Origin of the sequence: Nocardia sp. NPDC051990, assembly GCF_040680755.1 — a bacterium.
In the GTDB taxonomy this organism is placed as follows: Bacteria; Actinomycetota; Actinomycetes; order Mycobacteriales; family Mycobacteriaceae; genus Nocardia.
Genome location: NZ_JBFAXH010000003.1, coordinates 1 through 21,859, shown reverse-complemented (window position 1 = coordinate 21,859; position 21,859 = coordinate 1). Strand labels below are relative to the sequence as shown.

The following is a 21,859-nucleotide window of genomic DNA, read 5'->3' as shown; positions in this document are numbered from 1 at the left end:
AATGATTAGACGGCAGGCAGATCCAGGCTGGAAACCTGGGCGTGCACCTTGCTGGAGAACTCGTCGTCCTGATCCTGGAACGAGGTGCCCATCTTGATGAGCTTCTCAGCGGTCTCCGCCAGCTTGTCGTTCATCTTGTCAGCCTGGTAGTAGTAGCGCTCCATGAACGCGTTGAACGCGTCACGGGCCGCGCCCTGCCAGTTGGCACCGTTCGTCACGTTGTCTTCGTCGGTCTTCAGCTGCCTGATGGCGGCCATCAGGCTGTCGTGCTGCTCCTGGAACTCCTTGGCCTTCTGGCGGATAAGTTCGGGACTCGCTTCGAGCTTGCCGGTATTCCCTGTAGCCACTGTGGCTCCTCCTGGTTCTACTGATGGTCACACGTTGCAGGTGCCAGCTGACCTGTTCATATGGTTGGACGCTTCATAGGTGCGATCGGTTCCATCCAGTTTTCGGAAAACCTGATGGGCTCCTGTGCGTCCGGTCGCCTGCGCGTTATCCGACTGGTGCACCGTGAATGGAGGCTGCATGGACTCCCCCTGGACATCTCGTACCGCGGTGCCGCAACAACGGTCGCTGCCGGCGTTCCCCTCCTTCCCCCTTCGCTCGCTTTTCCACCTGAACTGGCTAGTGGGCTGGCTGCGAACACCCTACCGAACGGCCCGGCTTCACGTCTACCGCGCGACCGACGTACACCGAGGCAGCGCGCTACTTTGTAACGACTTTGGCGATGGTCGGGACCATCTTGTCGGCCAACAGATTCGTCGATTGGTCGGTCCAGATCTGGAAAGCCTGGATGGTCGCCGGATCATCCACCACCACCACTGTGGCCGAACTGGCCAGTATCGAGCCCGGCAGGCCACGCAGCCCACCATTGCCCGCCTCGCTATCGGATCGCAGCACTATGACGATATCGGTGTCGATGTCGGTCGAGTAGCTGCTCGCAGACAGCTGCCGCGGTGATTTCTCGTCTCCGACAGCCTTGTACTTGGTGCTGTACCGGAAACCGATGTCCTGCAGGAATTTCGACTGCGTGCTCGGATTCAGCGCTACCGAAAGCGTGGCATTGCCATAATTGAAGGCAGTCACGGTCTTTCCGTCGAATTGCGGATAGTCACTGCGGACTTGGGCCAATTTGTCGCGGCCGCCAGCGTCGTTGATCCCGCCCTGTCTGGTGAAGAAGAAGGTGCCTGCGGCGACGGCCGCTGCGACTACCAGGGTGATGATGGCGGGCACAAGGAAACGGCGGGCACCCGAGCGGTTCTTTCCGTTGCCATTGCGCAGGGTCGCTATGAGACGCTGATCGGTGGTTTCGCGTTGAGTTGGCTGCCCATATCCGGTATTCGTGGCATACGTCGGGATCAGGGTGCCGGATTCGGTGCCGTATCCGGGGATCGGCGTATTGGGATTTGTGCCGTATCCGGGGATCGGCGTGCGCGCGTCCGTCGAGTATGCGGCCTCGGGTGCCCGGAACTGGTTGCCGTACAGCGCGGCCTCGGCCGCTCGAGTGAATTCGCGGCACGTCGCATAGCGCTGCTCCGGGTCCTTGGCCATCACCTTCTCGATCACCGCGTCCAGTGCGGGCGGCAGACCGGGCCGGACAGCGCTCAGCTTCGGCGGCGGCTCGTGCAGATGCCCCATCACGACCACCGCAGGCATGGTCGACGGGTAGGGATTCTGGCCCGTCAGCAGTTTGAAAAAGGCGCAGCCGAGGCTGTAGATGTCGGCGCGGGGGTCGAGGCTGGTTCCCACCAACTGTTCAGGCGGCGCGTAGGCCACTGTGGCCATGAAATTGCCTGTGGCCGTGAGGTCTTGGCCGTCCTCGGCGGACTTCGCGACACCGAAATCGGTGAGCAGCACCCGCTCCTCATCGCCCTCCTCGGCGGCGGAGAGCAGGAAGTTGGCCGGTTTCACATCGCGATGCAGCAATCCGCGTCGATGCGCGTAGTCGAGTCCCTTACCCACCTCGGAAACGATGCGCAGCGCCCGCTGCGGCGTCATCACCGCCGGGCCCTTCCTGGCCTCGTCCGCGGCGTCGACGCCATCGACGTACTGCATGGCGATCCAGAGCTGTCCGGCTTCTTCACCGCGGTTGTAGACCGCGACAATATTCGGATGATCGAGTCCGGCAGCGAGATTCGCCTCGCGCTCGAACCGGGCCCGGAACTCGTCATCGGTGGACAGATCGGCGCTGAGGACCTTCAATGCGTCGCGACGGGGCAGAATGGGATTCTGCGCCAGGTAGACAGTGCCCATGCCGCCGCTGCCGAGAACCTGTAGTACCCGGTAGCCGCCTACGATTGCGCCGGGCCGCAACGCCATTCGCTCCTCCTCAACGATGTCGAACGCCCGGACATGCGAGCCTTCGGGAAAATCTAGCAAGTCGATGGTGGGTATTCGACTCCCATCTCGTCAGGTACCCACTGGTGGGCACGGTATATTCGGCCGCTCAACGCGCGCTTGACAATATCTTGTATCGGGCTGCCACCCGTTTGATATATGTCCCGGATGTTGGTGCCGTGGACCTGAGCGACATACCGATCGATGGGCACCGGGCACATCGGTTGGTAGGCCCAGGAGTAGGTGTCCGCCTTGCGCTCCGGTCTTCGGATTGCGTAGCCCGACCGGTGTCAGACCCGGTTACGGATTCCCGGTGATCGAGGTCGAGCAGCCGTCGCCATGGTGAGCGCCAAGGCCAATGCGGCGCCTGCTCACAGTCTCTTGCGCATGAGACTGCCCTCACACGCTGGTCAGCAAGGCGAATTGCGCCGATACCTTCTGATGGAGATCCTGCAACTGCTTTCCGAAGGCCTGTACGATGTACCGGTCGATTTGGAAGACACAGATATTCATGGAGACGGTTTGCTGATCGCCGGATCCGACCAGATCCGCATAGCACTCGGTGTGTTCGCCGAGTCCGGAAGGCGCTTCGACCATCTTCTTCGCCGCCAGGTTCTGGGAAGGCTGCCATTCCTGCCAGAGCGCCTCCGCGCCCTTGGCGGTCTTGCTGCGAAATACCGCCGCATCGCCGAACGCGACCAGGTCGACCTCGCCCTTCTCCAGGGTCCCCATCGTGGTGGGTTTGGAGTTCAAGAGACTCAGCATGCCGCGGCCCTCGTACAACCCGTCCGGTTCGCCGCGCAACGGTTGCTCCGGATTGCTCGGGATCGTCCGTCCCAGGAGTCCGGGAGGATCGAGCGGTATATGCGCGAGCTCGTTGGCCGGTGTGGGGTGGAACTTGTCGAGCAGCGGAACCTGCACGTCCAGCATCCGCTCAACCTGGGAAGTCAATGCGAAGAGGTCGGGTACGGAGGTGTCGTCCACAACCTTGATGAAGATGACGTACCGGTCGTGCACAGTCCAGGAGCCGATGGAAGAGATGTCCGGTCGCCAGTGCGCGGTTGTGTTGGCGTGCTTGGTAATCGGAACCGGTTGATTGTCGCGGTTGTAGGTGAAGTCGTCGTGCTCGAGCGTCGGGCCGACCGTCATCGCGGTCTGCGCATCCGGGAACATCAATACCGCGACGTTCAGCGTTCGCCGCTTGTCCTCCGGCGCGCCGCCGGTGGACCAGGCATTGACCCAACCCGCGGTCAGATCCTTGGCCACCTCGTCGAAAGTATCGTTGATAACGAGATTGCCCAGGGTTTTTCGGTTGAGCACGATATGCGACCGAAGGCTCCATACGTCTTCGACATATGAGGGATCTGCTTCATAAGGCAAGGCGACGTAGTCGGCAAGTCGCTGCGCCTCGCGCGCGCGAGCTTGTTTGTCGCTCTTGGCATTACCGATTGTGCGCGGCTTGGTGTGGTAGTTGCCGACATCGAGCTCGGACGCATCGGATTGGACCCGCGTAGCGGTGCCGGGGACCTCGGTACCGCAACCGACAAGGCCCAGCGCCAAGACGCCGACCGCGAGCAGAGTCCAGATCGCCCGAACCGGCATCGATTTCACTGCGATCTTCAACGCCTTCCCCTTCATGCGCATGGTTCCCGCGGAATCCTACTAGCTGTGATCAATGTACGAGCAGCTTGTATTGTGCTGCGGTCCGCTGATATAGCTCCTGGAGATTGTGGCCGGTTACGCGCGCGACGTAGCGGTCGTAAGCGAAATAGCAAACCGGCGGATAACGGGCGGAAGTCGATTTCGTGTCTTTGTTGTCGAAGCAACGTGCGCCAGGCATATTCGGCGGACTGTCGATCTTCCGGTAGCCATCCGAGTCCTGGTCCGCAAAAGCGGCCAGCAGGCGAGTAGCGCTGTCGGCATCACGGGCGCGAAAGAGCCTTGCGCTGGAAAAAGAGACAAAATCTACGCCGGCATCGTCGAAAGCGGCTTTAGTAAGGCCGGGTAGGTTCTCGAAATGTAGCGCTGCGCGGACGGGGAGGACCATCGAGTTGTCGTAATCCTTGCGGATCCGATCCTTCTCCTCCAGCGGCAAGGTTCGGCTCAGGATCCCGTCCACATCCAGGGGGAGTGATCCGAGTTGGTCAACCGGGGTGGGAGTGTAGCTGGCCAGCATCTCGATCTGCTTCTGGAAGTATTTCTGTGCGAAGTCGATGAGCGGTGCTAGCTCCGCCGGTTCACTGAGCGGGTCCTCGACATGCACGTATAGCGCCATCGCATCGTGTGTCAGCCATGCATCGAGATATTTCTTGCTGACCGACCATTTCGCGCGTGCCTGCGGGAATTTGGGTAGTTGTACCGAATCGCCGGGCAAATTCTCGGATTGTCGGTCAGCCAGACGGTGAAGTGCGGTTTCGGCCTGTGCGGTGTCCGGGAACCGTAGCAGGGAAAGGTTGACCTGTCGACCGAGCGATGGTTGTTTGCGGCGCTCGCCGCTGCCGTCCCATCCGGCGATCATCCCTCGAGTTGATTCGGCTAATTCTTCGTCGCTCAATGAGAATACTGTCGGTGTGGCATACGGAGTAACTCTGCGATCAGTGTTGGTAAGTCGCTGGAAAGAGTATCTTCCGTCCACATCGAAAGGCAGTAGAGTCGAATTACCGATTCGGATCGCCTCCAGCGCCGGCCCGGTTCGCGATATTCGGATTGCCTCGATATCGCGTGGAACTATCGGGTAATTACCGGACTCCAGTTTCGAGGTGTCGATGGTCGGAGTAGTCGTGTGGGCGGTACCGCCACATCCGGCGGTAGCCGCAATCGTGAGGGCGAGTAGGAGGCGCAGAATGTTAGGGAGTCGCATGACAGCCTCGCTACTCACTCTTTGCCAGGATCGAATACTGTGCAGCCGCACGCTGATACAGGGCATGGTCGACCCGAGCGGATGAGAGCATCTTCGACATGACCACGCCGACATATCTTCCGTACACGACAGCGCACAGGCCGTCGAAAAGACGATATGGATCGGTCTTGTCGAGCTTCACACACCGAGCGTCGTGCAGACCCGGTGGGGGATCGAGCACGTCGTCATTCTTTCCGGCTTTGGTCAGCGTGGACTGTAGGCGGAAGGCACCCGACAAATCCCTCGTTCGATAGATGATCCCGCCGCGTCGTGCGACGAGATCTACACCGCTTTCGTCGAATGCCTTTGCGGCTTCGGCCGGGTTGCGTTCGAAGTGCAGTTCGCCGGTCGGCTGAAAAGGACCGAAATCCCAGTCGTAGATGTAGGGGTCGCTGTAATCGGATGCTCGAGGCAGCGCGCGTCGCATGATGCTGTCCGGATCGACGGGAAGGTCGAGGATATCGTCGAGCGGGGTGGGCTGAGTCTGGTCCAAACGAGCTATCTGCTTGTCCAGCGTCTTCCGGATGACCTCGGTCAGTCCGGCCTGATTCGGTTCCGGGATGCCGACATTCGTCATGACGACGTATGGTCCGTGTGCCAGAAAGGAAATACCGGTGACGTCATCCGTTGACGACGTCTTGGCATCCGGATGGCCAGTGATCGGAACCTGGTGTCGGCCAGGATCAGAATTCGTGGTCGAGTCGAAATCGTTGGCTGCCTTCATCGCGGCGGTGTCGGTCGGGAACCGCAGTACCGAGATGATCAGTTTCTTCCGGCTTCGGAGGTTTTCATTGATCCGCGAGACGTAGACCCCCAGCAGTAGGTTGTTGTCGACTCCGGCGGATCGGTACTTCTCCGGGAAGGTATTCGACTCGGCAAGCTGATTGCCGTCGAAGAACACCTTGATGTCACCGAGGACGTTGATGTCGCTGTCGATCTCGTAGGAGGGAGTTAGATAGTTGAGTAGCCGCTGCGCTTCGATGCTACGCACGTCGGCCGAGCTGGTGATGTCGGGTTCGTAGGCGGTCGGTTCGGCCTTGTAGGGGCCAGTATTCAGGGTCTTTGGATCCACCGGCGTCAGCCCTGGTCCGGCATGCCCGGTCACACTCCCAGCGCAGCTCGCGCTCGCCATGGCGCCCACCATGAGTAGTGTGACGAATCCGCCTCGCATACTCACATTTCCGCCCGTCCCGTCGGCCTACCTCCTGCCGGATCCTACTCGACGCAGTATCGTCGGCATCGGGACGGAAACGAGCAGTCGATCCGGATCCCATGGCAGGTCGATCATTTGAGCGGGTGGACAGTGCGGGCAGTTTGTCGAGCGGGCCGGTCGCAGGTCCAAGGCCCGGTCAGTGAGCGCAGTGTCAGAGGCTATTGGCCAAAAGTGCGTATTGCGCGGTCACCTTCTGCCGCACATCCGGCTCCTCATCGCTGGTGACCACGCCGACATACCGCTTGTACGGGACATAGCAGCGGTACTTGTACTGCCGCTCCGGATCGCCTTTGCTATTGAGCTGCAAGCACTTTGCGCCCGGAATATCCTTGGGCGCATCGATCGGATCGAAGGTATTGCGCACCTCGTCGATCAATCCATCGATGAACTTCTGTGCGGCCGGATAGTCCCGGACGCGGGTGACCGAGCCGTTGTCGACAATGGCGAATCGTTCGACCCCGACCTCGTCGACCAACTTCTGGGTCTTGGACTCGTCCTCGGCCGACTGGACGAAATAACTGGGCCCATAGACCGCGAAGTTATCGGCATTCGGGGTGTGCCCACGGCGATCCGCGACCACCACGCGCCCGAGCATGCCCTCCGGGTCGACCTTCAGGCTGCTGAACTTGTCCTGCGGGGTCGCCTGAAACTTGTCCAATGCGCCGGCCTGGGCATCCAGCGTTTTCTCGACCCAGCTGAGCAGGTCGTGACCGTCCGCGCGGGGCCGCCCGACGAACAGTGAGATGACGAACTCCTTGTGCGCCATGAAGGTTCCGATATTGGGAATGCCGGGACGCCAATGGATATAGGCGTCCGGATATTTGCTCGACGGCAGTTTGCGGTTGTCGGGGGAGATATTGATATCGGCGTCCTCGAGTTCGCGGGCGGCGATTTTCGCGGTGGCCTCGTCCGGGAATCGGAATACGACATCGGTGATCGCGGTGGTGTCGGCCGAGGGCCGGGTCTGACCGCGCGGATCGGGTTTATCCGAACCGCTGGTGGCGTATCCGGTGAGGTATTTGCGGTTCACCAGCACCGGCTTGGATGCCGATGCGACATGTTCGACGGCATCGTCGATGCTGCTGAGCACCTTGCCTTCTCGTCCATAGGTGAGCGACGGGTCGATCTTCGAACTGGCGACCACCGCCTCCGACATCCGCATGCCCTCGACCAGCGCCCCGTTCTTGCCCGCGTCCTGGTCGTAGGTGTGTCGATCGACCGGATAGGTGCCGACCTCGAGTTTGCGCACATCTTGTTCGGCCGCCAGCGGTGTCCCCTGCACGCCGCTGCACCCGACCAACACCCCGCTCACCGCGATACAAGCCACGGCGAACGCGATCCGCGAAGTCCCAACCATGACCGGCCCCTCGTTCGTCCCGATGTGCATCTGAAGTTACCGGACGGACACAGGGACGGGGCCCCTTAGGACTTCGATTGCAATACCCTTGTTGTTGTGGCGACGACCCCGCAATGCACACCGCTGGAAGACCGATTCCGTTGAAGGATTGGCAGGTTGAGGTCATTGTCGGAGGTCACGCCGTCGCCCGGGTCGCGGGTGCGGTGGTGGTCGTCGCGCATCGTGGGCATGCGCGCCTGACTCCGGACACACCCGCCGTCGTCGCGTTGGGATCACTGGCCGAGCTCGTGCGGGAGGCCGCCGAACAGCATCCGCAGGGGCCGGGCGCACTGGTCGCGCGCGCGGCAACCAGGTGGCTCATGACGCATGCCGAGCAGATCAGTCCCGGTGTGCCAATCGATTTCGGCATCCTGTCCGCGGCCGAGACCGGCGGGATGGCGATCTTCCTGCACGGTGCGGTCACCGCGGTGCTCGCCGGCGACGGCACGCTCGAGCGCTATCGGGGCAGCGATGCGGCCTTCACGGTGGATCGGGTCGCGACGGTGCCCGCGAGGGCGGTCGCGCTCTTCGTCGACGAACCCGAGGGCCGCATTCCGGATCTGCCCGCCGAGCGGGGGATCGGCTGGTTGGTGGAGGGCATCGCGCAGGCGGGCGGTGCGATCGTCTGGTCCGACGCGGTGCGTGGCCGGTCCGAACCGGTGCGACCGGCGGGCGCGCATCGACCGCCGCCACCGCCGACCGCGCGCATCGACTCGGGCCCGACCCAGCGCTCCAGGCCCGAACCGGAGTCGAGCCCCGAACCACAGCTGACCGAGACCCGCGCCTCGACCGCGATGCTCGATTCGGTCCAGGAACAAGAACCGGTCGATTCGCATCACGCGCCGACCCAAACGGGCGGCACCAATCCGGCCCCGCGCCCGGATCCGGATCTGCAGCGCAGGCTGGAGGCCACCGCGAAGGCCACCGCCCTCACCGTCAAGGTGATGGGATTCAAGTGCGCGCGTGCGCATCCCAGCGATCCGCGCTCGGCGTTCTGCACGGTCTGCGGGATGCCGGTGGATCAGACGCAGCAGCTGATCGAGGTGGTCCGCCCGCCGCTCGGCATGCTGGTCCTCGACGACGGTATGACCTACATGCTGGCCGCGGACGCGGTTCTCGGCCGCGATCCGGAACACACCGAACAGGCCCGCCGTGGCATGGTGCCGTTGAAGGTCGAGGATTCCTCGGGCGGGATGTCCCGCGCGCATGCTGAGGTGCTGCTGGTGAATTGGGATGTGTCGGTGGTGGATCGGGGTTCCACCAATGGCACCCGCACCCGCCTGCCCGGTTACCGCGATTGGGTGCGGTTGGCGCCGAATCGGCCGATGCTCCTGGCGCCAGGCACCGAGGTGATGATCGGCAACCGGGTCCTGCGTTTCGAGCCCGCCGCCCCGCCGCCGTTCGGCTGAGAGTCGGTACTCGAGGAATACCGCACAGGGCTCAGGAGATACGCGAGGCTCAGATGTCCTGGAATCGATGGAACTGATCGCACCGCTCGTGACCGCCGAGCCCGCACCGTCTACTGACGGGGTGTTCTGCTTCCAGAAGCCGGAGGCTGGGCAGGGACCACAGGAAGCGACCGGGACTCCGATGTACTTCCCGTTGCGGAAGACCTGTCCGTCGGGTTGGGTGTCCGCTGCGGGCTGGCAGAACTGAGTTCGGTCCGGTACGACGCGGGAATTGTGTTGCTGCGTAGTACCGGCTGTCCGGTTGGTCACGAATATCGCGACATGCATGTCTTTTCGCCGTTTATGACTCCCGCCCGAAACGCGTCGACACGGGAGAACCCACTCCGCACGGTCTGGCCCTGTATATCGCTTGCTGCCAGCCCGTCGACCAGCAGTCCGGAGACGGCCTCGTCGAGATCGCCTGCGGCCAAGACGATATCGCCCTGCGCCTGGGTCCGGCCCGGCTGCGCGAGCTTGCCGGTGACCACCCCCGACAGGCAGGCCGCGCGCAATCCGGTCTTGGCACCGACCAACTGCTGACCGTTGCTCTGCTGGACGGCGAGGGTATAGCGCGAAATGAAGACGATGTAGCCGTTGTAATCGCCGGTCACCTTGATCGGCAACGGATCGTTGTCATCGACATCGGAGGTGCCGCGCTGCGCGAGCGCGGGCACATCGGTCGCGATGGTGTTCGTGGCCGGACAATACGAAACCGGCGGTGTGGTAACGCCGTTCTTGCAGTCGATCTTCGCGCCGGAATAGTTGTAGGTCGGCGCCTGCTTCAGCGGCAGGATCACCGCGAGTGCCTTGCTGAGCTCGATCAGACTGTCCTTATCGATCGGATTCTCGCCGTGGCCGGGATCGTCCTTGAAGCTCTGCGGCAAATTGCCGCGGCGGCGCTCGATCTCGTGCATATCAATGGCCTTGCATGCCTTCGGGCCATCGGTGAAGCCGATCTGCACGGCCGTGACCCGCTCGAATGCCGAACCGTGCACGCTCTCCGGATCATCCGGATTGGAGTCCCGAATGGCGACGGTCGCGGCAAGCACCGAGTTCAGGCCATCGGAGGTATTGATGGTGAAGTGCTTGGATTTGCCTTCGGCCACATGGCGAATGAACGCACCCGAGAAGCAGTCGGCCTGCTGCTCCTTGACGATCACCGGATCCTTCGGCTGCACGATTTTCGCCAGCGTCTGGATGGCGTGTCCGTATTCATGGGCGAGCACCATGATCACGGCCATCTTGCCGAAGGTGTCCTCGATCGTCGGCAACAGCACCGAGCGGTCCCAGCCGATCGAGTTGTCGAGTCGGCAGTAGGCGGCGTTCACCAGGTGATAGGTGGATTCCTTACAGAATTCGAGCGACTGGCTGCGCGGTGCCTTCGCGCTCCAGGAGATCAGCTTGTCGACCGGTTTGAACTCGCCGTCGAAGTCCTTGCTGTATTCGGCGCGCCAATATGTCTGAATATCCTCGATCGCGTTGAGCGCCAAGGCATCCACTTCGCCGCTGTCCCCATTGACCGCGGTGAGCGAGGTATCGGGGACGCCGGGGCGCGGTCCGCTCGGACCACCTGTGGTGGGCAGTCCGGCGACCCTGAACGGATCGTCGTAGACCGAAACCGCTCGACCGTGCACCGCGCGAGTACAGCCCGCCAACATGGTGATTACGCATACTGCTACGGCAATGACCGCGGTCGCTCGGAGTTTCGGCAAGGCTCCCCCTGGTCGGCCGGTCGCACGTTCATAACGGTCTCCGGGTCGGGGTAATGGGCGCATCGGGGGCACCGCCGACGTCCGGGTGATGGAATAGTATCCGCTGCATGTCTTTACCGGGGGCGCAGACCATCACCGTGCGCCATGATGGAACCGAACGGGTCTTCGATTCGAATCAACAGGTCACGATGGGCCGCGCACCGGAAGTTACTCTGTTCGTGGACAGCCCGCTGGTCTCGCGAGTGCACGCGACGCTCGCCTGGCAGGGGAACAGCTGGGTACTCATCGACAATGGCAGCACCAACGGCGTTTTCGTGGATGCGCGACGATTGAGTCAGCCGGTGCCGATCAATCGGCCGACACAGGTGCGGCTCGGCGACGCGATCAGCGGTCCGCTACTGCATCTGCTACCCGCAACGCCGGCGGCCCGGCCGCAGCGGCCGGTCGCACAGCCGGCGGCCCAGCCGCTACCGTCGCAGCCGCAGTCGTCGGTGCCGCCGGGTTATCAGCATCCGCGGCGGACATCGCAGGCACCGCCGCCATCCCAACAGCGTCCGGAACAGCATCTCCAGCAGCCATCGCAGCAGCGTCCAGACCAGCCACCTCCGCAGCCGCAGCCCGCCCAGCCGCAGCAGCCGAACATCAATATGACCTTCAAGGCCGACAGTTCGATGCTGCCGCCGGTCCGCTCCCGCCCGTCCAGCTCACCGATCGCCAGGGCCGACCGCCTGCCGCCCGGCGGGCTGAATATCGGTCGTACCTCCGACAATCAGATCGTTGTCAACGATCCGCTGGCCTCGCGCAAGCACGCTCGTCTGGTCGCGTCCGCTGAGGGCCTGATCATCGAGGACCTCGGCTCGGCCAACGGCACCTTCGTCAACGGCCATCGCGAGCAGCGCGCGGTACTGCGTGAGCGCGACATCATCACCGTCGGCAATATCGACTTCGTCGTCCAGCAGGGCACGCTGGCGCATCGGCAGAAGCCGGTCGCCGAACAGGGCCTGCACGTGCACGGCGTCGGCTTCACCGTCGAGGGCAATAAGCAGTTGCTCGTCGATGTGAACATGCAGGCGGGGCGCGGCACGCTCACCGCGCTCATCGGACCCTCCGGCGCGGGCAAATCGACGCTGTCGAAATTGATCGCGGGCACCACGCACCCCTCCGGCGGTGTGGTTACCTTCGAGGGGCGCAATCTGCACGCCGAATACGAGGCGCTGCGTTCCCGCATCGGCATGGTGCCGCAGGACGATGTGTTGCACCGGCAGCTCACCGTGCGTCAGGCGCTCGGCTACGCCGCCGAACTGCGACTTCCGCCGGACAACTCGAAGGCCGACCGCCAGCAGGTGATCGACGGTGTGCTGAAAGAACTTTCGCTCATCGAACATGCCGACACCAGGGTGGACCGGCTCTCCGGCGGTCAGCGCAAACGCGCGTCGGTGGCGCTGGAACTGCTCACCGGTCCGTCGCTGCTGATCCTGGACGAACCGACCTCGGGGCTGGATCCGGCGCTCGACCGTCAGGTGATGGTGATGCTGCGCGAACTGGCCGATGCCGGGCGCACCGTCATCGTGGTCACCCACTCGGTGGCCTGCCTGGACATGTGCGATCAGGTGCTGTTGCTCGCGCCCGGTGGCAAGACCGCCTTCTGCGGTCATCCGGCCAGTGTCGGCGCGGCCATGGGCACCAGCGACTGGGCGGAGATCTTCGGGCGGGTCGCCGCGAATCCGGATCAGGCCTTCGCCGCGTACCGGTCCAGGCTGGCCTTCGCGCCACCGCCGCCACCGCCCGCACCGCCACGGCAGGGATCAGCTGGTAGTCCGCCGCAATCCGGGCGCGCCAAGCAGTTCTCCACCCTGGCGCGACGGCAGGTGCGGTTGATCTTCGCCGACCGCGGTTACCTGGCGTTCCTGGTGATCCTGCCCTTCATCCTCGGTGCGCTATCGCTGGTGGTGCCGGGCAGTAACGGTTTCCAGAGCGGTCCGCTGGAGCAGGTGCAGAGCGGCAACGAGACGCTGTTCGTCCCGTCCGGCGGCAGCGAGACCCAGCAGTTGCTAGTCGTATTGATTCTGGGCGCCTGCTTCATGGGGTCGACGCTGACCGTGCGCGATCTGGTCGGTGAGCGCACCATCTTCTATCGCGAGCGCGCGGTCGGGCTGCTGCCCTCGGCGTATCTGTTAGCCAAGATCGCGGTGTTCAGCATTACCGCGTTCCTGCAGGCGGCGGTGCTCGTCGGCATCACACTGGTTGGTAAGAAGCCGCCACTGGCGGGCTCGGTCATGCCGAACGGGCCCGCCGAGCTGTACTTGGATATCGCATTGACCGCGGTGTGCTGTGTGGTCTTCGGCCTGCTGCTGTCCAGTCTGGCGAGGTCCAGTGAGCAGGTCATGCCGATGCTCGTGGTGATGATCATGGTCCAGCTGGTCATGGCGGGTGGTCTGATTCCGGTGACCCACCGGGTGGTGCTGGAGCAGATCTCGTGGCTGTTCCCGTCGCGGTGGGGTTATGCGGCCGGGTCGTCGACGGTGGATATTCGGACACTGTTCGCCAACGCGCAACCCGACGCATTGTGGAAGCACGAGCCGAATACCTGGTATCTCGATATCGGCCTGCTGGTCGCGATAACGGTGGTGTTGGCGTTCATCACGTGGCGTCGGTTGCGGCTGCGGAAGTCGAACGTGGCGGCGTGAGCGAGCGAACCATCGACACAGCCGAGCATCGCTCGGTTGGCGCAGCCATGAGCGAGCGAACCATGTCACCACGGCGCGGCGGGCCGTGCGACGGAACCGAGCGCCAGCGACGTGAAGTCGCACGGACCTGCTCAGGCCGGCTCTCACCGGACGCAGTGCGCATGTCGCTAGCGCAGCAGGCACACTTATGCCTGTGACGGTGCGAGTTGGGGCAGTACATCTCGGGTGGGATGTGGTGTCCGTTGCCGCGGGCGGCGGCGGGACACCGATCCGCCCCGTGCAGGTAGAAGGTACATACACGCCGCCGGCATATCTGCTGGCGGATTCGTCGGGTCGACTGCATACCGCCGGAGTGGAGCGGCAGCGGCCGGATCTGGGGATGGCGATCGCTGATGTACGCGACATCCTCGGCCATCCGCAGATCATGGTGGCCGGGGCGACCTGGCCCGCCGAGCTGGTCTTCCGTGCCCGCATGTACAACCCGCTCGCGGCCGTCGGCAAATATCTGCGCGGTAAACCGGATCTGATCGCGCTGCCCTTCCCGGACGGCTGGCCCGACGCGAAGGTCGATGTGTACGTCGACTTGGTCGAACGGCTGGACGTCACGGTCGAACCGCTGCCGGAAAGTGTCGCGCTGTCCGGATATGTGCGTGCGCTGGGCCTGGTGCGGTCGCCGGACGATCGCAATCCGCACGGCATCGGTGCGACCGGGGTGTACTCCGACGGGCGGACCATGTTGGTTGTCGCGGTGCACGGCGACGATGAGCAGCCGACCGAATCGGTCGACGTACCGGTCACCGCGGAGGCCATGCGCGATGCGCGTTCGGCCGACAATGTGGTGATAGAGGTGATGGCCGCGGCCCGCTCGATCGGCGCGGACACCTCGACGGTGCTGCTGTCCGGCAATGTCTGCTTCAACGACGCGCTGCGGTTGGCGTTCCAGAACCACCTCGGGCACCGGTTGCACGTGGCCGATCACCCGATGCACGCGCTGGTGCTCGGGGCCGCGCACCTGCTGGTGACCGATAACGAGAACGGTGAGCCGGAGTCGGCGGGCCGACATGCCGAGCCCGCACCGCCGCCGCGGGCGCGGCCGGTGGAGTCGGCACAGTATCAGGCCGAATCGGCACCGCAGCAGGAACATTCGGCGCAGCGACAGGCCGAGCCGCAGGCGTTGTCGGCGCAGCGTCAGGCGGAAGCGTTGCATGCGCGGTCGGATGTGCCGTCTCGTTCGGAGCAGGTGGGGCGGTCGGAACAGGAGACGGCCCGTCCTGAGCAGGGGCAGGGCCGTCGTGAGGGCGCGCAGTCGCATCCGCCGGTGGTTCAGTACGGGCCTGGATATCCGACCGTGCAGTCGTCGACCGAGCCGACGGGGGAGGAACCGACCACCAGGGTCAGCCGGGAGTCCCTGCCGCCGAACCTCGCCGAGTTGGGAAGCCGGTTCACCCGCCCGCCCGGGCAGTATCCGGAAGAGCAGCGGCCCACCGTCATCGGTCGGCCGCCGACACCGCAGGGACCGACGCCGCAAGGACAGGTGCCGCCGTCGGGTCCGCGCGGTCCCTACCAGCCGCAGCAGGAGCAACCGCCGCCGAGCGGTTCGCAGTGGCAGTCACGCGAATCGGACGAGGACGCGGACAAACCACGCAAGAGCAACCGGTGGGGCAAGTTGTTCGGTGCGCACGCGGTGGTCGGTGCCGCCGCATTGGCCGCGCTGGCCATGCCCTCCGGCGGTGACCGGGTCGAACTGGCCACCGATGTCACCGGAGCGCCGATCTCCTGCCCATTAACCCCGTACGTCACCAATGAGCAGCGTGCAGGCATTGCCGCGGCGCGCGGATACGACCCGGGCCTGGTGTCGGAACAGGGCGACTCCGGATTCGACGCCGCGGGCGCGGAGTGCGCGCAACCGAGCATCGACGTTCCACGCTACGTGGTCCCTGGCCCGCCCGGCGCCATCGACCACGGACCGCCGATCAAGATCTGACCGGTTTCATACCGCTGGGACATGGCTGGTATCGTTGCCCGTCGGCGTGTGGAAGTACGTCGAGCCCGGGTCTCCACCGGCCGCCGGGAACCGCTCGATCGCATGCCGTGGCTGGCAACACCGACTACAGACAGGGAACCACTGTGCCTACGTACAGCCCCAAGGCGGGTGACGTGACCCGTAAGTGGTACGTCATCGACGCCAGTGACGTAGTTCTCGGCCGTCTCGCCGTCCAGGCAGCGAATCTGCTGCGCGGCAAGAACAAGCCGACCTACGCGCCGAACTTCGATGGTGGCGACTTCGTCATCATCATCAACGCCGACAAGGTTGCCATCTCCGGCAACAAGAAGGCGGACAAGCTGATCCACCACCACAGCGGACACCCGGGCGGCCTCAAGTCGCGCACTGTCGGTCAGGTGTTGGAGTCGCGCCCCGATCGTCTGGTGGAGAAGGCCGTCAAGGGCATGATCCCGAAGAACAAGCTCGGCAACGCCATCGCGGGCAAGCTGAAGGTCTACGCGGGCCCGACGCATCCGCACGCCGCTCAGCAGCCCATTCCGTTCGAGATCAAGCAGGTGGCCCAGTGACCGCTCCTGAGGAATTCAACGAGTCCGACGAATACGCAGCCGAGGACGCCAACGTCGAGGTCGTCGAGGAGGACTACGGCTACGACGCCGAGCCCGCCGCTTACGCCCCGGTCGTGATCGACCGCCCGGTGCAGACCGTCGGTCGTCGCAAGGAGGCCGTCGTTCGCGTGCGCCTGCTGCCGGGCACCGGCAACTTCGTACTGAACGGCCGCAGCATCGAGGACTACTTCCCGAACAAGGTGCACCAGCAGCTGGTGAAGTCGCCGCTGGTGACCGTCGAGCGGACCGAGTCCTTCGACATCCACGCGCGTCTCGTCGGCGGTGGCCCCTCGGGCCAGGCCGGTGCGCTGCGTCTGGCCATCGCCCGTGCGCTCATCGAGGTCACCCCGGATGACCGCCCCGCCCTCAAGCGGGCCGGCTTCCTGACCCGTGACCCGCGCGCCACCGAGCGTAAGAAGTACGGCCTCAAGAAGGCCCGCAAGGCGCCTCAGTACTCGAAGCGCTGATTTGGCTGCGTCGGCCGCCGGCATCCGTCACCCTGGAGGTGTCGGAGACGGTCCGGTCGGCGGGGCACCTGCACGAGAGCAGGCTCCCAGCACCGCTGGGCGCCTGCTCTTGTGCTGTATGAACTCGAGGCATTCGCGGGGCACTTCCCGGTCGCACCGGCCGCCGCCTTCGGGCACGCCGCGGATCCACCGATGATGGGCGAAGGTATGGGACGTTTGTTCGGCACCGACGGAGTCCGCGGGCTTGCTAATGGCTCACTGAGTCCGGAACTGGCGCTACAGGTTTCCGGGGCGGCAGCACAGATTCTGAGCCGCGGCAAGGAACGCGCGCTCGCCGTGGTCGGTCGCGATCCACGCGCCAGCGGCGAGATGCTCGAGGCCGCAGTGACCGCCGGCCTGACCGCCGCGGGCGTGGATGTGCTTTCGGTGGGGGTGCTTCCGACACCCGCCGTGGCATATCTGACCGGGTTGTACGACGCCTGCCTCGGCGTAATGATCTCGGCCTCGCACAATCCCATGCCGGACAATGGGATCAAGATCTTCGCGGCGGGCGGGCACAAGCTCGAGGACGCGGTCGAGGACCGGATCGAGGCGTTGATCGCCGAGGGCACGCCACTGCGCCCGGTCGGCCCGGGGATCGGTCGGGTATTGAACGCATCCGGCGCCAGGGACCACGGGCTGGTCATCCCCGATCAGTACAGCTTGGCCGGAACACACGAGCGCTACGTCGAGCATCTGGTCGAGGCGACCGGGCAGGATCTGTCCGGGCTGACCGTCGTGGTCGACTGCGCGCACGGTGCGGCCGCCGAGGTCGGTCCGGCCGCGTACCGCGCGGCCGGAGCAACGGTGATCGCGATCAATGCCGAGCCCGACGGCCTGAATATCAACGACGGTTGCGGCTCGACGCATCTCGACCAGATCCAGCGCGCGGTGGGTGAGTACGGCGCGGACCTCGGCATCGCACACGACGGCGACGCCGACCGCACCCTGGCCGTGGACGCCAATGGCGCGATCGTCGACGGTGACGCGATCCTGGCCATCCTCGCGCTGGCCATGCACGAGACCGGCTCGCTCGTCCAGAACACCTTGGTCGCCACCGTCATGAGCAACCTCGGCCTGCACATCGCCATGCGCGAAGCCGGAATCACCTTGCGCACCACCGCCGTCGGCGACCGGTACGTCCTCGAAGAACTGCGCCGCGGCGGTTACAGCCTCGGCGGCGAACAGTCCGGTCACGTGGTGTTTCCCGGCTTCGGCACCACCGGCGACGGCATCCTCACCGGATTGAAACTGATGGCCCGCATGGCACAAACCCGCCGCTCGCTGGCCGATCTGGCTTCGGTGCTGCAGACCGTACCCCAGGTGTTGGTGAACGTCCCGGTTACCGACAAAGCCACGGTCGCCGCCGCCCCCGAAATTCGCGAGGCGGTACAGGAAGCTGAACGAGCCCTCGGCGATTCCGGTCGAATCCTGTTGCGCCCCAGCGGAACCGAACAACTGGTCCGGGTAATGGTGGAGGCGACCGATCCCGTACAGGCCCAGCAACTGGCCGACGATCTGGCCAAACGCGTCGCCGCGGTGTAGTCGCTGTTCGGGCGCGCTCAACTGCTTCGATGGTCCGATCTGGCGTGCCACTCCGACCGACGGGTGGCGCGTGTATCGCGGGAGTTCCGGCGAGTTGTCCACAGAAAGATGGTTATCCACAGACTTTCTGTTCGCCCTGGTCGGGCACCGAGGCCGTAGTGCCGTTGCACCGACAGTTGCCATATGCGACCAGGACTGGAAGAAGTACGCGACAAGCAATTCGGGGTATTCGCCGCATGGCAGGTGCTGTGCGAGTACACCCGCGCGGAGATGCGAGCACTACTCGACCGAGGCGAATGGGTGCGGGTCTTCCGCGGCGTCTTCCGTGAGGCCACCACCGCACCGTCGGCCCAATTACGCGTAGAGGCTGCCCGCCTATCCATGGGCGTGCCGTCTCTCGCCGCCGCCTACAACACCGCCGCCGAACTCCACGGCTTCGCGGTACAACACGATCACCCGACCCACGTCCTCGGCCTACAGGATTCGCACACCGGCCGTCTCATCGTCCACCGCGACCAGGCGGACAAAGTCGAACTCGAACTGATCCAGGGCACCGTCACCACCAACGCCGCCCGAACCGCAATCGACGTAGCACGAACGGTCAGCCGACCGGATGCCCTGGCAACCTTGAACGCCGCTCTGCGCCGGGGTGTCCCGCGTTCGGCCCTGGCCCTCGAACTTCAACGACAGCACAGGCGCCGCGGCTACACCCAAGCCGCCGAACTCCTGGAACTTGCCCGAGCACGCCCCCAGACCCCCTCCGCACCGAGCCGCACTGCCCGAACACGGCGCCTAGCTTTCGGTGAGTCGGCCGTTGTTCATGTGCCAGCGGCGGGTTGCCGTGACCGAATCGAGCATGCGGCGGTCGTGTGTGACCAGAAGCATTGTGCCCTGGAACGATTCGATGGCCTGCTCGAGCTGTTCGATGGCGGGTAGGTCGAGATGGTTGGTTGGTTCGTCGAGGACGAGCAGGTTGACGCCGCGGGCTTGCAGGAGCGCGAGGGCGGCGCGAGTACGTTCGCCGGGGGAGAGGGTTTCGCAGGCGCGCAGGACATGTGGGCCGCGCAGGCCGAATTTGGCCAGCAGGGTGCGCACCTCGGCGTCGGGCCAGTCGGGCATTTCGGCGCTGAAAGTGTCTGCGAGGGAGGTACTTCCGCGGAACAGCCCGCGCGCTTGGTCGACCTCGCCGATTTCTACACCGGAGCTCAGTGCGGCGGTTCCGTTGTCCGGCTGGATTTTTCCGAGCAGCAGTGCGAGCAGCGTGGACTTACCCGAACCATTGGCCCCGGTCAGTACAATGCGGTCGGCCCAATCGACCTGGGTGGTTACCGGGCCGAGCTCGAAATCCCCCCGGGTGACGGTCGCATTCGACAAAGCGGCGACCACCGAGCCACTGCGCGGGGCCGCCGCAATGGACATGCGCAGCTCCCACTCCTTGCGTGGCTCCTCGACCACATCCAGACGCTCGATGCGCCGTTGGGTCTGGCGAGCCTTGGCGGCCTGCTTCTCGGTGGATTCGGCGCGCATTTTGCGGCCCGCCTTGTCGGAGTCGAGCTTCCTGGGGTCGCGGGCCTTGCGCCGAGCATTGCGAACGCCGTGTTCGAGCCAGTTGCGCTGCATTTGAGCGCGAGCCTCGAGCCCGGCCTTGGTGTCGGCGTACTCCTCGTAGGCCTCACGGGCGTGCTGGCGGGCGATCTCGCGCTCCATCAAATACGCCTCGTAGCCACCGTCATAGATCCCGACCTGCTGCTGTGCGAGATCGAGTTCCACAATGCGATTCACGGTGCGCGCCAAGAACTCTCGGTCATGACTGATCATTATCAACGGCACCCGCACGCCGGTCACGAACTGTTCCAGCCGGGCGAGGCCGTCGAGATCCAGATCGTTGGTCGGCTCGTCGAGCAGCAGAATGTCGAAGCGGGACAACAGCACCGAGGCGAGTCCGGCGCGGGCCGCTTGACCGCCGGAGAGTCCGGTCATCGCGGTGTCGAGGCCGTTCGGCAGGCTTTCCGCGAGACCGAGATCCGCCGCGACCTCCTCGGCCCGCTGGTCCAGATCGGCACCGCCGAGCGCGAGCCAGCGCTCCAGGGCGGGCGAATATTCGTCCTCGCCGCCGTCGGCCAAACGCGCTGCCGCGGCATCCATGATCCGCTGTGCTTCGGCGACACCTGTTCGGCGGCCGAGGAATTCGAGCACCGTCTCCCCGGCGATCAGCTCAGCCTCCTGCGCCAAGTACCCGACGGTGGCATCGGGCGGTGACAGCGTGATGCTGCCGGTGGCCGTGGAGCGATTCGCGAGCATGCGCAGCAGCGTCGACTTGCCGGCACCGTTCATGCCGACCAAACCGATCACATCACCCGGTGCGAGGGTGAAATCGAGGTCGTCGAACAGGGTGCGTTCGCCATGGCCCGCGGAGAGTCCACGGGCGTGCAGAGTGGTGCTCACCACCATGAGTCTGCCGTGTCCATGCCACGCGTCGACACCCGGTCCGATCCGAAGGGTCTGGTCCTCGGGGTTTCACCCCGAGTCCATGGCCTGCGGAAATCAGGGTCGGGATAGGTCATGCGACCGATGTAATGCGCGGTTTTCCTGGGCAGAGTTGATGTCGTACCGAATATCACCAGAGAGGGAACACAATGACCGCCCCCGCGCCCACCCGCCGACTCACCCGCTCCGCCAACGACAAGTGGATCGCCGGCGTCTGCGGCGGCATCGCCGAATACTTCGGCTGGAACGCCAATGTCGTCCGCTTGCTCTTCGTCCTGTCCTGCTTGCTCCCGGGCCCGCAGTTCGTCGTGTATCTGGTGCTGTGGCTGATCATTCCGAAAAAGTGACTATCCCCAAGAATTAGGGGCAGCGGCTACACCCGGGACTCGCGGATGACACTATGGGTCGGTACCCACCGATCGACCGCCGTGTCAGCCACGCGAGTCCCGACCAGGAGGAGTCATGATCACCTCAGGTGAATTCCCGGGCATGGATCTACCCGGCATCGACGCATCCTCCTCCCTGGACAGCCTCGGTGAAGTCGAACTGCACCACCCGACCCAGGACATCGACGGTGACGGCGCTCTCGACACCGTCACCACCACCGGCCCCGAGGCCATGCAGGTGTGGACCGACTGGGACCACGACGGCATTGCCGACCAGGTGACCGTGGTCGAGAAGGACGGTGATTACTCCGCATGGGAGTTCCATCGGCATCCGGACGGGACGTCCGAGTGGGTGCGAACCGACCAGGGGAAGATCGGGCACTAGCACGACAGTTGTATTTCGTTGTTTCATAATCGCTTTGGTCGATAGCGGAGTTGTCGGGCGTGGTGTTGGTGGTGGCGGCGCCAGTGGCAGGCAGCTAATGCATGGGTGAGGGTGCGGGCTGGGTGCAGCACTATCGCCAGGAGACGGCGGATGTCGGCGACTGTGATTCGGCCCAGCCCGCGTGGGCTTTTGGGTCGGTGGCCGCGGTGACTGCGAGGAAGGCGTGGGCGAGCATCGCCAGGGTGATG

The 21,859-nt window shown here is 64.5% G+C and carries 16 protein-coding genes; 8 read left to right on the top strand and 8 right to left on the bottom strand.

The features are described 5' to 3' along the window. Nucleotides 1–5: 5 nt before the first annotated feature. The 6 genes from AB0L63_RS06835 to AB0L63_RS06810 form a co-directional block, all read right to left on the bottom strand. Entirely contained in the window at nucleotides 6–347 is a 342-nt protein-coding gene (locus AB0L63_RS06835) for a WXG100 family type VII secretion target (protein WP_364495778.1), read from the bottom strand. A gap of 358 nt (nucleotides 348–705) precedes the next feature. Continuing rightward, on the bottom strand, nucleotides 706–2,319 hold the full coding sequence (locus AB0L63_RS06830; protein WP_364495776.1) for a serine/threonine-protein kinase: 1,614 nt from the start codon (nucleotides 2,317–2,319) through the stop codon (nucleotides 706–708). Between the two features lie 417 nt (nucleotides 2,320–2,736). After that, nucleotides 2,737–3,981, bottom strand: coding sequence for a hypothetical protein (locus tag AB0L63_RS06825; RefSeq protein WP_364495773.1), 1,245 nt, complete (start codon nucleotides 3,979–3,981; stop codon nucleotides 2,737–2,739). A gap of 28 nt (nucleotides 3,982–4,009) precedes the next feature. Continuing rightward, the gene (locus tag AB0L63_RS06820) at nucleotides 4,010–4,891 is read right to left on the bottom strand and encodes a hypothetical protein (protein ID WP_364495770.1); all 882 of its coding nucleotides are present in this window, start codon (nucleotides 4,889–4,891) and stop codon (nucleotides 4,010–4,012) included. A gap of 316 nt (nucleotides 4,892–5,207) precedes the next feature. Further along, on the bottom strand, nucleotides 5,208–6,413 hold the full coding sequence (locus tag AB0L63_RS06815) for a hypothetical protein (protein ID WP_364495768.1): 1,206 nt from the start codon (nucleotides 6,411–6,413) through the stop codon (nucleotides 5,208–5,210). Nucleotides 6,414–6,600: 187 nt separating this feature from the next. Continuing rightward, nucleotides 6,601–7,806 carry a hypothetical protein gene (locus AB0L63_RS06810; protein WP_364495765.1) on the bottom strand — a complete coding sequence of 402 codons (1,206 nt, stop codon included), beginning with the start codon at nucleotides 7,804–7,806 and terminating at the stop codon, nucleotides 6,601–6,603. Between the two features lie 113 nt (nucleotides 7,807–7,919). Between AB0L63_RS06810 and AB0L63_RS06805 the strand changes: the two genes are divergently transcribed. Further along, on the top strand, nucleotides 7,920–9,254 hold the full coding sequence (locus tag AB0L63_RS06805; protein WP_364495762.1) for an FHA domain-containing protein: 1,335 nt from the start codon (nucleotides 7,920–7,922) through the stop codon (nucleotides 9,252–9,254). 305 nt (nucleotides 9,255–9,559) lie between these two features. On the opposite strand, the gene AB0L63_RS06800 is transcribed toward AB0L63_RS06805, so the two are convergent. Beyond that, nucleotides 9,560–11,005 (bottom strand): metallopeptidase, encoded by a 1,446-nt coding sequence (locus AB0L63_RS06800; protein ID WP_364495759.1) that lies wholly within the window; start codon nucleotides 11,003–11,005, stop codon nucleotides 9,560–9,562. Between the two features lie 107 nt (nucleotides 11,006–11,112). Here AB0L63_RS06800 and AB0L63_RS06795 point away from each other — a divergent pair, with 107 nt between their 5' ends. The 5 genes from AB0L63_RS06795 (at nucleotide 11,113) to glmM (ending at nucleotide 18,353) form a co-directional block, all read left to right on the top strand. Next, nucleotides 11,113–13,692 carry an FHA domain-containing protein gene (locus tag AB0L63_RS06795; protein WP_364495757.1) on the top strand — a complete coding sequence of 860 codons (2,580 nt, stop codon included), beginning with the start codon at nucleotides 11,113–11,115 and terminating at the stop codon, nucleotides 13,690–13,692. Nucleotides 13,693–13,885: 193 nt separating this feature from the next. Further along, nucleotides 13,886–15,676 (top strand): hypothetical protein, encoded by a 1,791-nt coding sequence (locus tag AB0L63_RS06790; RefSeq protein WP_364495754.1) that lies wholly within the window; start codon nucleotides 13,886–13,888, stop codon nucleotides 15,674–15,676. 143 nt (nucleotides 15,677–15,819) lie between these two features. Then, nucleotides 15,820–16,263 carry a 50S ribosomal protein L13 gene (rplM, locus tag AB0L63_RS06785; protein ID WP_364495751.1) on the top strand — a complete coding sequence of 148 codons (444 nt, stop codon included), beginning with the start codon at nucleotides 15,820–15,822 and terminating at the stop codon, nucleotides 16,261–16,263. After that, complete coding sequence (gene rpsI, locus AB0L63_RS06780) at nucleotides 16,260–16,769, top strand: 30S ribosomal protein S9 (protein WP_364495748.1); 510 nt, start codon at nucleotides 16,260–16,262, stop codon at nucleotides 16,767–16,769. Before rplM ends, rpsI begins: the two co-directional genes overlap by 4 nt. 207 nt (nucleotides 16,770–16,976) lie before the next feature. After that, the gene (gene glmM / locus AB0L63_RS06775; RefSeq protein ID WP_364496851.1) at nucleotides 16,977–18,353 is read left to right on the top strand and encodes a phosphoglucosamine mutase; all 1,377 of its coding nucleotides are present in this window, start codon (nucleotides 16,977–16,979) and stop codon (nucleotides 18,351–18,353) included. 792 nt (nucleotides 18,354–19,145) lie between these two features. Here glmM and AB0L63_RS06770 read toward each other — a convergent pair. After that, nucleotides 19,146–20,798, bottom strand: a complete 1,653-nt coding sequence (locus AB0L63_RS06770; RefSeq protein WP_364495745.1) for an ABC-F family ATP-binding cassette domain-containing protein — start codon at nucleotides 20,796–20,798, stop codon at nucleotides 19,146–19,148. A 191-nt stretch (nucleotides 20,799–20,989) separates the two neighbouring features. On the opposite strand from AB0L63_RS06770, the gene AB0L63_RS06765 reads away from it, so the two are divergent. Further along, nucleotides 20,990–21,187 (top strand): PspC domain-containing protein, encoded by a 198-nt coding sequence (locus AB0L63_RS06765; protein WP_364495742.1) that lies wholly within the window; start codon nucleotides 20,990–20,992, stop codon nucleotides 21,185–21,187. A 115-nt stretch (nucleotides 21,188–21,302) separates the two neighbouring features. After that, nucleotides 21,303–21,611: a DUF6802 family protein gene (locus AB0L63_RS06760; protein ID WP_364495740.1), complete on the top strand. Its 309-nt coding sequence runs from the start codon at nucleotides 21,303–21,305 to the stop codon at nucleotides 21,609–21,611. Nucleotides 21,612–21,859: the final 248 nt, after the last annotated feature.